This window comes from Vibrio eleionomae (assembly GCF_009874545.1).
GTDB classification, from domain to species: Bacteria; Pseudomonadota; Gammaproteobacteria; order Enterobacterales; family Vibrionaceae; genus Vibrio; species Vibrio nitrifigilis.
The window spans coordinates 1-12,800 of the sequence record NZ_WEKT01000025.1; the positions used below are offsets into that span (position 1 = coordinate 1).

Below are 12,800 nucleotides of genomic sequence, written 5' to 3' on the forward strand. Positions count from 1 at the left end.
TTATGTCGCTGCCGCTCGACTTGCATGTGTTAGGCCTGCCGCCAGCGTTCAATCTGAGCCATGATCAAACTCTTCAATTAAAAGTTTTTTGTGGCTCAATGAATACTGAATACATTACTAAGTAATGTTGAATTGACTGTGCCAAGACCTCTAATGTTTCCAAAAGACATCTTGATTGGTCACTCAGTTCATTGAAACCAATTCGAAACCGAAGTTTCTTATTTGATTATCATCAACGAGTGCCCACACAGATTGATAGGTTTAAATTGTTAAAGAGCTTTCTTTGCAGAACTTTGTTCTTCAAAGTGGAGGTGCATTCTAGCGATATCGTTGTCAGTGTCAAACACTTTTTTCAACTTTCTCATTCGAGCGTCTTATCCTCTTACTGAACCGCTGAAGCCTTATGGCGTCTGCCGTGTCAGTGGTTGCGCAGTATAGACCTCGCGGATTATTAAGCAAGAACTTTTTAGAAAAAAATGCAAAAATCGGTTCGTTAGGATAGTAATTGTGCAAATAGATGAAAAAGAGGGCGATTTCGCCCTCTTTCAGAATATTTTACTGTATAACTTTTAGATGAACGCGTATGCGTCGGCAAACATCCTTTCTGCAAGCGCTTGTTTATTTGCCACAAACTGTTCACGTGCAGCTCCAGCCATTTCAAAGCGCCCAGCTAAATAAATGTCGTATTCAGACAAGGATGCAAAATCTTCATTTATTGCCTGAAGCACATTACCCACTTTACCTTGCCAGTTCTCTTCTTGTTGCTCAACAACTGGAACAAAGTGAACATGTTCATTTTGTTCTGCAAGAGCAACTAGCTCTTCTTTAGCATAAAGTTGAGTCGCATCTTTCGCTCCCCAATATAGATAAACAGGTTTATTCACTTTATTAGCTACGCAATCATCTAAGATTGAACGTACGTAACTAAATCCTGTACCACCAGCTATAAGTAATAGAGGGCGTTCACTATCTTTGACCCAAGCATCACCATGGGGAACATCTATTTCAATCGCCTTGTCTGTTGTAAGAGAGTCGCGTATCAACTCGACAACTTCACCTGCGTATGCGTTCTGCTCTGCCGCACCGATATGAAGTTCTAATTCGCCATTTTCGCGAGTTGGCGAGTTAGCAATAGAAAAAGGGCGTTTATCTTTTAGGCCCATAACAACCATAAGGTATTGGCCAGCTTTAAATTCGATCTTCTCTTCTGGTTGCAACAATATTTTATAGGTATTGCTTGCTAGCGGAGCAATCGACTTAACTTTACATTTCACAATCATGTGTTTCCTCTAACTTACTCTTCAAAAGTAAGTACTAAATCACTTTCTGGGATAGCTTGGCAGGCAAACACCCAGCCAGATTCACGCTCTTTATCAGTGAGCATTGGTTCTAACTGATAGCTTACTTTGCCTGCGACTTTTTTACACAGACAGGCCGCACACGCGCCAACTTGGCAACGGTTAGGGAAAGAGATCTGCTGGTTGAGCGCAGCCTCTAATATCGTCTGTCCCGACGAAACCGTAAACTGAATCTTATTGGGTAATAATAAGACAGTATGACTCATAGAATATCTAACTCGTCCCAAATTGCATCAATCTTAGCTAATACTTTGGGATCTTTATTAATAGGTTTACCCCATTCGCGTTGAACTTCATCGGGCCATTTATTGGTAGCATCAAAGGCTAGCAAACTACTTTTGTTATTCAACCCTTCTACTTTACGGATATCTCGAGTGGGATCGATTCTGGTCGTAATCGCCCAAATAACATCTTTCCAATCACGAATATTTACATCTTCATCAAATAAAGCAATAAACTTTATATCACTTACATGTTGAAGATTTTTCAACATGTGATTAATGAACGCCTTAGCTTGATCTGACGCTTCCTTATTTAAACTGACAAGAATGAATCGATGTCCGGTAGAAGGAGGTAAATGAATATCGACTACATTACTGTATTGGTTCTTCCAATCCTGCAACATGGTCACGTCAAAATCTTTACACTCAGGAACGTCATTTAATCCAGTCATGGCTAACTCAGCATCCCACTTAATAGTGGCATCAACTCCCATTTTGGAACCAAGCCCCACAACTGGAGAAGCAAAATCTAGTGAATCAATCGGCGTATTATCAATAAATAAGGCATCGGCTACAGGAGCCATGTTATCAGCCATTGCTTTAACAACATCATCCCAATTGCGAGCATCAACACTTTCATCACACACGATTACGTATTTGGTATACATAAATTGACGTAAGAAAGACCAAACGCCCATCATGACTCGCTTAGCATGTCCAGGATATTGTTTTTTCATGGTTACAATAGCTAAACGGTAAGAGCATCCCTCTGGCGGTAGATAAAAATCTGCAATTTCAGGAAATTGCTTTTGCAAGATAGGGACAAACACTTCGTTTAAAGCGACACCTAACACTGCGGGCTCATCCGGTGGACGCCCAGTGTAAGTACTGTGATAAATAGGTTTATTACGCATAGTTATATGAGTAACAGTGAAAACCCGATGTGTTTCTACCTCATTATAGTAACCGGTATGATCACCATAAGGACCTTCTTCTGCGTATTCGTTAGGGTCGATGTAACCTTCTAGAACAATTTCAGAACACGCCGGGATATCGAGATCATTACTGATTGATTTAACCACCTCTGAGCGACTGCCTCGAAGTAGTCCTGCAAAAGCGTATTCAGATAAGGTATCTGGAATAGGGGTTACTGCAGCAAGAATCGTCGCAGGATCAGCACCAAAAGCAACTGACACAGGGAAAGGTTTGTCTGGATTGACTTCATTCCAATCCTGAAAGTCTAGAGCACCGCCTCGATGAGCTAACCAGCGCATAATAATTTTGTTTTTACTTAACTTCTGCTGGCGATAAATCCCGATATTTTGACGCTTCTTCGCTGGACCTTTTGTCACCGTTAATCCCCAGGTCATTAAGGGGGCTACATCTTCGGCCCAGCAACTCATTACTGGAATTTTGTCTAGATCAACTTGGTCACCTTGCCAAACCACTTCTTGACATGGAGCATGGCGGCGACGCTTAGCAGGCATATTAAGGACTTGTTTAAATACCGGCAGTTTATCAATAGCTTCTTTTAAACCACGTGGCGGTTCCGGCTCTTTTAAATATGATAGCCACTGACCAACTTCTCTTAACCCTTGAACATTTTCTCTTCCCATACCCAGCGCCACACGCTCGGGAGTACCAAATAAGTTAGTCAGAACAGGGATGTCATACCCTACTGGGTTTTCAAATAACAACGCAGGCCCTTGTGCTCGCAACGTGCGATCACTAATTTCCGTCATTTCATAGTGCGGGTCGATAGGATGCGAAATACGTTTTAACTGCCCACGCTGTTCTAAATGAGCTAAAAAACTGGGTAAATCCTTAAAAGTCATAGGTATATTTGGCGCTGATTGGGATAGCAAGAGTATAACAAAAACTCAGGTTTCTCGTTTCTTCTTTTTTGCATCCCGATCAGCTCTCTGTGATTAGCTGATTATTGTTCAAGGACTTGAGATATGACACTTGCTTTAACCTGTCGGTTTGAGCTTAACAACTCTTGTAACCAACTTCTGTGCCCCTGCTCTACCAACGTCTTAGCAACCTTGAATACCTCATCATCATCGGATAAACGGTTGACTAAAAATGCTTTAACATCATCATTCATCGGGTTAAAACGAGCTAAATCTTTGATAGCTTCATCCTTTAAACGCGGGTTTTGAGCAGCCAGCATCATCTGCTTAATCGCAAAGTGGTCATTGCGCTTAGATAGTCGGTCCAATTCACCTTCTATATCTCCGTCAGCTCTCATCAACCACAGTAACTTATAAACTTCTGGGCTATGACTAACTTGGGCTATACGAACCATGACTGCCGATGAAGGTAGCCAACTTGTGACTTTCACAGTAATTAGCTGATCAACTAACGATTGAATAGCTGGGATCGACAAGTGATCAAGCTCTTTAATTAAGAGCTTTTCATGGGTTAACTTGTCAGGTCCAGATAACCAAGCTTTTAATTTCAACTCATGAAGTTCAGCTTTAAGAACAAAATCAACTACCTTTTGATCCTGCTTCCACCGCTTCATTAGCCGAGAACCGACTGCAGTATAATTAAATGCTGGGGAAGAGAATTCATAGCCGTCGCCCTTTACAGTAATTTGGTATACAGGCAACAATCCATTTTGTCGCTGGACAAAACCATATAAAGGCGCAGATAGAGAGATGTTATTTTTATCGAGACGTTTAAATAGTAGGTAGCGAGCAGCTTCCTGCTGAGGAAGAGCAAGCCGCTGGAAGGCAAACTTTAGCGCGTCAATATCATCTTTTATTGCATAGTCGTATAACTGATCCACTTTATGCTCAAGTGTTTTGTCATGCAGAACTTCCTGTTGTTCCGCCACAGACATTTCTACAGCACCAGCAATTCCGCTATACAAGGCTAACGATAATAGAAGAAGCGAGCACAACAATCCTTGTTGCATAAAAACTCCTTTTTACATTCCCTATCAGTCTTGCCTGACTTTATGGGGAATGCAAATAAAAACACCACCGTATCGGTGGTGCTTCACTTTTTTTGGCTTATTGACGGCGCATTGCGTCAAAAAACTCATTGTTGGTCTTCGTCATCGCTAACTTATCAATGAGGAATTCCATTGCATCGATTTCACCCATTGGATGAACAATCTTGCGTAGAATCCACATTTTTTGCAGCTCATCAGATTTAGTTAGTAACTCTTCACGACGAGTACCACTGCGGTTAAAGTCAATCGCAGGGAAGACGCGTTTTTCAGCGATCTTACGGTTCAGGTGCAATTCCATGTTACCTGTACCTTTAAACTCTTCGTAAATAACTTCATCCATTTTCGAACCAGTATCAACTAGAGCAGTCGCGATAATAGTTAAGCTACCACCTTCTTCTACATTACGAGCCGCACCGAAGAAACGCTTCGGACGGTGTAAAGCGTTAGCATCAACACCACCGGTCAGAACTTTACCTGATGAAGGCACGACAGTGTTGTAAGCGCGAGCTAGACGAGTAATAGAGTCAAGAAGGATAACCACATCTTTCTTATGCTCAACTAGGCGTTTTGCTTTCTCGATAACCATTTCAGCTACTTGCACGTGGCGGTTAGCTGGTTCATCGAATGTGGAAGCAATCACTTCACCTTTCACCAAACGTTGCATTTCAGTTACTTCTTCCGGACGTTCGTCAATAAGAAGTACCATCAGTTCACATTCTGGATGGTTGTAAGCAATACTCTGAGCAATATTTTGCAGCAACATGGTTTTACCCGCTTTAGGCGGAGCAACAATCAAACCACGTTGACCTTTACCGATCGGAGAGGCCAAATCCAGTACACGTGCAGTGATATCTTCTGTTGAGCCATTACCACGCTCCATAACCATGCGTTCATTCGCATGTAGGGGGGTTAAGTTTTCAAACAGGATTTTATTACGTGCATTATCAGGCTTATCGTCGTTAACAGTGTTCACTTTTAACAGTGCAAAGTAACGCTCACCTTCTTTTGGCGGACGGATTTTCCCGGCGATTGAATCACCGGTACGTAAGTTAAAGCGACGAATTTGGCTTGGTGATACGTAGATATCGTCTGGGCCAGCAAGGTAGGAGCTGTCTGAGCTTCGTAAGAAACCAAAACCGTCTTGTAGAATTTCCAGAACCCCATCGCCAAATATATCTTCACCACTTTTCGCGTGAGCTTTAAGTATGGAGAAGATTATGTCTTGCTTTCTTAGGCGTGCTAGATTTTCTAAGCCTAGGCTTTCACCAAGTTTCACAAGATCAGACACGGGTCTGTTCTTCAATTCTGTTAGGTTCATTGTGGTGGATACTTGTTTAGTCAAAATTAGGATCTGTTTTTTAAGTTAAGTAAGATGGATTTGGTCGCAGGATTGACCAAGAAGTGAACACTTGTTTAATTAACGGTCGATAAACTATCACTAAATGTCAGTGTAGTCTAGAAAATGTTTAACCATAAAACAAACCGCACATATTTCTATGTACGGTTTATGTAAATGCGATTAAAGGTTCGCGTCTAAGAATTCTTTAAGCTGAGTCTTAGAAAGTGCGCCTACTTTAGTTGCCGCGACGTTACCATCTTTGAATAAAAGAAGCGTTGGAATACCACGAATACCAAATTTTGGTGGTGTTCCTGCGTTTTGGTCGATGTTAAGTTTGCCGATTGTGAGCTTGCCTTCATATTCTTCTGCGACTTCGTCAAGAATAGGAGCAATCATTTTACAAGGACCACACCATTCTGCCCAAAAGTCAACAAGAACAGGGCCTGCAGCATTAATTACGTCAGCCTCAAAACTATCATCAGTTAGCTGCAAAAATTTATCACTCATCTTCCACTCCACTGTGTTTTTCTGAACTGGTTGCATACTAACCAGTAAATAGATGCTCTATTGGAATGTATTTACTTCCATATTGCAAGCCTAGGCTGATATTCTATAGCTATGAAAAAGACGCATATCACAGAGCATAAGTTCGCCGACTTCGGTTTAGAGCCGCAAGTCATTGATGGATTGGAAAAAAAAGGGTTCGAATATTGCACCCCTATCCAAGCCATGGCGATGCCGGTCCTGCTCGCCGGCCGAGACATTGCAGGCCAAGCCCAAACGGGCACGGGTAAAACGCTTGCGTTTCTTACTGCAACCTTCAACCATTTGCTGACAACACCGGCTCATGAGCGCCGTAAACAAAATCAGCCTCGTGCTATTATTATGGCACCGACTCGTGAATTAGCGATTCAAATTTATCATGACGCCGAGTGTCTTGTTGAAAGTACAGGACTAAAAGCCGCTTTAGCTTATGGTGGCGAAAGCTATGACAAGCAATTAGAGCAAATCAATGCAGGTGTGGACATCCTTATCGGTACTACAGGCCGTATTAAAGATTTCATCCACCAAAAAGCGTTTAATCTTAACGACATCCAAGCGGTCGTACTCGATGAAGCGGACCGAATGTTTGATTTGGGCTTTATCAAAGATATCCGTTTTCTTTTCCGTCGTATGCCAGAGCCTAAAGACCGCCTCAACATGCTGTTCTCAGCAACGCTGTCTTACCGTGTTCAAGAACTCGCATTTGAGCATATGAATAGCCCTGAACACGTTGTTGTTGAACCTGAGCGTAAAACAGGCGCACGCATTAAAGAAGAGCTTTTCTACCCATCAAATGATGACAAAATGGCTCTACTACAAACGCTTATCGAAGAAGAATGGCCAGACCGCGCCATCATTTTTGCAAACACAAAACATCAGTGTGAAAAAATTTGGGGTCATCTCGCTGCAGATAAACATCGTGTCGGCCTGTTAACTGGCGATGTACCACAGAAAAAACGTGAACGGATTCTAGAACAATTCACTAAAGGTGAATTGGATATTCTAGTAGCCACTGACGTAGCTGCGCGTGGCTTACACATTCCTCAAGTTACTCACGTATTTAACTACGATCTACCTGATGATTGTGAAGACTATGTTCACCGTATTGGCCGTACCGGTCGTGCTGGCGCTAGCGGTTTTTCTATTAGTTTTGCTTGTGAAGAATACGCGATTAACCTTCCGCCAATTGAAGAATATATTGAACACTCAATCCCGGTTTCTGAGTATGATCCTACAGCGCTGCTGACAGATTTACCAAAACCCATTACCCTACGTAGAAATAACCAACGTCGCACCAATACTGGTGGCTCGCGTTCTGGTAATAAACGTAATAATAATCAACGTCGTTCACGTCCTCGTCAGAAAAAGGATTCGTAATTAACCTATGAGCCGAGATGTATCTTCACCGCTATATGCCGCGATTGATTTGGGGTCGAACAGCTTTCATATGCTCGTTGTCCGTCATATTGATGGTAGCGTTCAAACCATGGCGAAAATTAAACGTAAAGTTCGCCTAGCCGCAGGCCTTGATGAAAACAATGCATTGAGTTTAGAAGCGATGCAGCGTGGTTGGGATTGTTTAAGCCTATTTGCTGAACGTCTACAAGATATTCCAAAAGAGAATATCCGCATCGTGGGAACCGCAACTTTGCGTACTGCGATAAACGTTAATGAGTTTCTTATCAAAGCAAATCAAATCCTAGGTCACCCAATAGAAATTATTTCTGGGGAAGAAGAAGCAAGCACCATCTATAAAGGTGTGGCTCATACTTCCGGGGGTATAGGCCGTCGATTGGTGGTTGATATTGGCGGTGCAAGTACAGAGTTCATCATCGGTGAAGGTTTTGAAGCCAAAGCACTCAACAGCCTAAAAATGGGCTGTGTCACTTGGCTCGAACGACATTTTAAAGACCGTCAGCTCAACAACACTAACTTCCAAAGTGCAATTGAAGCAGCCAAACAAACGGTATCGCCAATTTTAGAATCTTATTGTCAAATTGGTTGGGATATCTGTGTTGGTGCCAGTGGTACGGTGCAAGCATTGCAAGAAATTATGCTGGCACAGGGAATGGATGAAATCATTACCCTGCCCAAACTGAAGCGCTTACAAAAACAGGCGATGATGTCTGATCATCTTGAAGAGTTGGAGATTGAAGGGCTGACGCTAGAGCGTGCTTTAGTATTCCCTAGCGGGTTATCTATCTTAATTGCCATTTTTGAATCTTTTAAGATAGAAGAGATGACACTTGCCGGCGGTGCGTTACGTGAAGGTTTAGTTTATGAAATGGTGGATGGGCTACGTCAAAATGATATTCGTAGCCGCACGATTGATAGTGTGCAACGCCGTTATCAAATCGACCAAAATTACGCTAAGCAAGTTGCGACCTTAGCCAGCAATATGTTCAACCAGTGTGGTGGCAGTGAATGGGTTGAAGAATCACAAGCTGAAATGTTGTTATGTAGTGCGGCCCAATTACATGAGATTGGGCTTAGCATCGACTACAAAAAAGGGGGCGAACACAGTGCTTACCTATTACAACATTTAGATTTACCCGGATTTACCCGCGCGCAAAAGTTCTATATTGGTGAATTAGCTCGCCGCTATAGAGAGCAACTAACATCATTGCCAGAACAACATGCTCTTTCTGGTACCAGCGCAAAACGTGTCTTGCGCTTACTCCGATTAGCAGTGCTACTTAGCCACCGACGTAATGCTGATTTAGAACCTGCATTTACATTGGAAGCCAGCGGTGATCAACTCACTCTAACTTTGGATAAAACTTGGCTAGAGGCAAACCCGCTCACTAAAGCGGAATTAGAGCTAGAAGCTAATCGTCAGACCGATATTGGCTGGCCGCTACAAATTGAAGAATCACTCTAGATTTATCAAAACTACATTCATTCGCCCTCTTTCGAGGGCGTTTTTACTTTGCTAATAACAAAGCGCGCAATTTAAGTGGCTTAACAGGCTTAGCAATAAACCGGAAACCGTGAATTTTTACAGCTTCAAGTATCTCAGTCGTTCTATCAGCACTAATGATTACGCCGGAAAAGTCATCGCCTAACCTCAAACGAAATTGCTGCAATACCTCTAACCCGGTTCGGCCATCATCAAGGCGGTAATCAGATAAGATGACATTGGGTCGCCATTGTTCTTCAAGCACTTGCAAGCTATCAACAAGATTTAAGGCGGTTTTAACTTCACACCCCCAACGCTCTAACAATTCACGCATCCCATCTAAAATAGCGCTTTCATTATCGACACATAACACTCTTAAATACTCAACATTATGTACCGATTCGTTTGTTTCTGGGGTGAAAGCAATAGGTTCAGGTGCTTGAGCTTTATCCATGGTGACAGAAAAAACGCTCCCTTTTCCAACCCATGAACGCATCGCGATATCATGATGTAATACTTGAGCAATTCCTTTTGAAATAGCAAGACCGAGCCCTAACCCCTGATCAGAACGAACTTGAGAACCGCGATTAAACTCTTCAAAAATTTCTTGTTGTTTCTCTTGCTCTATTCCCACACCATTATCCCAAACCTCGATTACCACTTTTTCTGCTTTGTGCCTTACCCCCAGTAGAACCTTGCCATGAGAACAGTACCGGAAAGCATTAGTCAGGAAATTTTGAACCACACGCCGCAACAGTTTTTGGTCAGAAATAATGTATTGAGAAGAAGGCACCATTGAAAACTCAACACCTTGCTTGGAAGCTATCACACGAAATTCAGCGGCTAAATTATCCAAAATATTCCTTACAGCAAAAGCTTGCGGATACACTTCCAACTTTCCGGATTCCAAGCGAGAGATATCTAATAAATCACCGATCAAATCTTCCGCGGCGCCGAGTGAACTTTCAATATGCTGAGACAACTGTTTGACTTCTTTATCTTGAGCTATTTCTCCTAGCGATGAAGAAAACAGGCGGGCTGCATTCAAAGGTTGCATCAGATCATGGCTAACTGCAGCGAGAAAACGCGATTTCGATTGAGATTCATGTTCTGAACGTTGAGTGGCGAGGACTAACTGTTTATTCAGAGTTTCTAATTCATGGGTACGTTGATGAACTCGCTCTTCAAGGTTTTCGTTGGCTTCTTTTAAACTCTGTTCTACCGCGCGAAATGCGGTGATATCATTAAAGCTCATCACGAAACCTCCTCCGGGCATCGGATTCCCTTGCACCTCAATCACTTTACCATCAGGCCTTTCACGAGCTGAAGTATGCGCTGTCCCTTTTTCTAAATGTCGTAGGCGCTTTTCGACATGCTCTTCTACATCACCAGGGCCACATAATCCCTGCTTAGCATTATGGCGAATAATATCTTCTATCGGCCGCCCTACTTGAACTAAACCGGCCGGAAAATTAAATAGTTCAAGGTAACGTTGATTCCATGCCACCAGCCGTAAATGTTTATCAACAACAGCCAAGCCCTGGCTAATATGTTCAATTGCCCCTTGAAGTAAACCACGGCTAAAGTCATAAATTTCTGACGCTTCATCAACAATGGTCGCCACATCTTCTAAATGCATATTGCGACCTTGCAATGCTGAAGTAAGAACCAATTTGGCAGACGAAACGCCAAAAACTCCAGCTAATACTCTTTCTGTATGACGAATTAGTGAAGCCGTTGCTTGCTGACCCTGCATCAACCTTTCAGGTTGAGCCGACCAGTACTGTTCAAAGGCGTGCCTAACCCGCGATCGACCAACAAATCGTGCCGCCAACATTTCTAACTCACCCACGGTAACTCGACTTTGATAAATCGTAATGTTGTCATTATTGGGCATTGGCGTACCAACAAAGGATGCGGCTTGCAGACGCTCACTCAAACTAGCACGAGTAACCAATGACACCACTACATAGCAAAGTGCATTAAGCACAACACTAAGAAACATTCCCCACTCAGGTGAGGCAAGCCCCCAGTGTTTGAGCGTTAGCGGAGGCGTCGAAATCCACAGCAATACATTATTATCAGCACTACCAGCCAGTAAGCCCGTTGCATTCATCAACGTAATCAGCCAAATAAAAAATCCCACACCAAGCCCCGCATAAGCACCTTTACGATTGCCTTCTCGCCAATACATTCCCCCTAGTAACGCAGGAGCAAATTGAGTAATGGCAGCAAAAGAAAGGAAACCTATCGCCGATAGTGACGGAATAGAATCAAGAACCTGATAGAAGCCCCAAGCTCCTAACATAATCAGCAAAATAAGTAGGCGCCGAACGATGACCAAAATCCGAGAGATATGAATGTGATTTCTCTGGGTTAAGCGCATACGGCGTAATAACAAAGGCATGACTAAATCATTCGACATCATTATTGCCAGTGCCATCGTCGAAACAATCACCATACTCGACGCCGCCGAAGCCCCTCCTAAAAAGGCTAAAAGAGCAATACCATCTGCTTCAACCGCTTTGGGAATACTCACGACAAAAGTATCAGGGTTTCCCAGTAAAAGCCCTTGCCCGACCCATGAGATAGGCAATACAAACAGACTCATGAGAAATAAGTACATAGGAAATAACCAACGCGCGGTATGTAAATCTTGCCCCTGCTCATTCTCAACCACGATGGTGTGAAATTGGCGCGGTAAACAAATGATGGCCACAACAGTCAAAACAAGATGAATCGTCAGAGTAGGCCAGTTGGGAGGCTGATAGCTGATTTGAGCAAGCTGCCCCATTGAAAAGTCGGGAGTATTCCAGGATACATAGCAAATAAATATCCCGACAATAATGAATGCCGCTAACTTAATGATCGATTCAAACGCTACAGCGATCATCATGCCACGGTGATGCTCGGTGTTATCCACCTGCCTCGTACCAAATAGCATGCTGAATAAAGCCAGCGCGAATACAACAAACCACGACACACTTTGATCATCGTACCCCAAATCAGAAAATAGCTCTGGGGCGACCACATTAAGTCCAGTAGTAATTGCGCGTAATTGCAACGCGATATAAGGCAACACTCCCACAACGGCAATCACGGTAACGACCACCGCCAATCCCTGAGCTTTGCCGTATCGAGCAGAGATAAAATCAGCAATTGAAGTAATGTGCTCTCGCTTGGCCGTTAAAATCAGCCGAGCAATGATGCGCCAGCCAAAAACAAACACCAATATCGGAGCAAGATAGATAGGAATAAATGACCACGGATTAGCGCTTGCTTGCCCAACCGTGCCAAAAAAAGTCCAAGAGGTGCAATAGACAGCAATAGATAGGCTATAAATCCACGGACGCCAACTTTCTAACCATCGCCGCTGACGATCGCCATACCAAGCTATAAGAAATAATGCGCCCAGATAAACCAAAGAGACTGGAACGACTAACCATCCTTGCATCGCTCTCCTTACTAATAAAAAAGC

At 43.0% G+C, this 12,800-nt stretch carries 9 protein-coding genes and 1 rRNA gene; 2 read left to right on the plus strand and 8 right to left on the minus strand.

The window, feature by feature from the left end; all coding sequences use genetic code 11:
- From F9817_RS13500 to trxA, 7 genes are all read right to left on the minus strand, one after another.
- Nucleotides 1–80: ribosomal RNA gene (locus tag F9817_RS13500) — 16S ribosomal RNA — on the minus strand; the annotation flags it as partial.
- Between the two features lie 489 nt (nt 81–569).
- Nucleotides 570–1,280 (minus strand): NAD(P)H-flavin reductase, encoded by a 711-nt coding sequence (gene fre, locus F9817_RS13505; protein ID WP_161156391.1) that lies wholly within the window; start codon nt 1,278–1,280, stop codon nt 570–572.
- A 14-nt stretch (nt 1,281–1,294) separates the two neighbouring features.
- Nucleotides 1,295–1,564, minus strand: a complete 270-nt coding sequence (locus F9817_RS13510) for a 2Fe-2S iron-sulfur cluster-binding protein (RefSeq protein ID WP_161156393.1) — start codon at nt 1,562–1,564, stop codon at nt 1,295–1,297.
- Nucleotides 1,561–3,414, minus strand: coding sequence for a 4-hydroxy-3-polyprenylbenzoate decarboxylase (ubiD, locus tag F9817_RS13515; RefSeq protein WP_161156395.1), 1,854 nt, complete (start codon nt 3,412–3,414; stop codon nt 1,561–1,563). Before ubiD ends, F9817_RS13510 begins: the two co-directional genes overlap by 4 nt.
- A gap of 101 nt (nt 3,415–3,515) precedes the next feature.
- Nucleotides 3,516–4,502: a hypothetical protein gene (locus F9817_RS13520; protein ID WP_161156397.1), complete on the minus strand. Its 987-nt coding sequence runs from the start codon at nt 4,500–4,502 to the stop codon at nt 3,516–3,518.
- A 97-nt stretch (nt 4,503–4,599) separates the two neighbouring features.
- Nucleotides 4,600–5,859 (minus strand): transcription termination factor Rho, encoded by a 1,260-nt coding sequence (gene rho / locus F9817_RS13525; protein ID WP_161156487.1) that lies wholly within the window; start codon nt 5,857–5,859, stop codon nt 4,600–4,602.
- A 201-nt stretch (nt 5,860–6,060) separates the two neighbouring features.
- Nucleotides 6,061–6,387 carry a thioredoxin TrxA gene (trxA, locus tag F9817_RS13530; protein ID WP_161156399.1) on the minus strand — a complete coding sequence of 109 codons (327 nt, stop codon included), beginning with the start codon at nt 6,385–6,387 and terminating at the stop codon, nt 6,061–6,063.
- Nucleotides 6,388–6,498: 111 nt separating this feature from the next.
- Here trxA and rhlB point away from each other — a divergent pair, with 111 nt between their 5' ends.
- Both rhlB and gppA read left to right on the plus strand, forming a co-directional pair.
- Nucleotides 6,499–7,800: an ATP-dependent RNA helicase RhlB gene (gene rhlB, locus F9817_RS13535; protein ID WP_161156401.1), complete on the plus strand. Its 1,302-nt coding sequence runs from the start codon at nt 6,499–6,501 to the stop codon at nt 7,798–7,800.
- A 7-nt stretch (nt 7,801–7,807) separates the two neighbouring features.
- Nucleotides 7,808–9,304 carry a guanosine-5'-triphosphate,3'-diphosphate diphosphatase gene (gppA, locus tag F9817_RS13540; RefSeq protein ID WP_161156403.1) on the plus strand — a complete coding sequence of 499 codons (1,497 nt, stop codon included), beginning with the start codon at nt 7,808–7,810 and terminating at the stop codon, nt 9,302–9,304.
- A gap of 43 nt (nt 9,305–9,347) precedes the next feature.
- Here gppA and F9817_RS13545 read toward each other — a convergent pair whose 3' ends face one another.
- On the minus strand, nt 9,348–12,776 hold the full coding sequence (locus tag F9817_RS13545) for a PAS domain-containing hybrid sensor histidine kinase/response regulator (protein ID WP_161156405.1): 3,429 nt from the start codon (nt 12,774–12,776) through the stop codon (nt 9,348–9,350).
- Between the last annotated feature and the right edge of the window lie 24 nt (nt 12,777–12,800).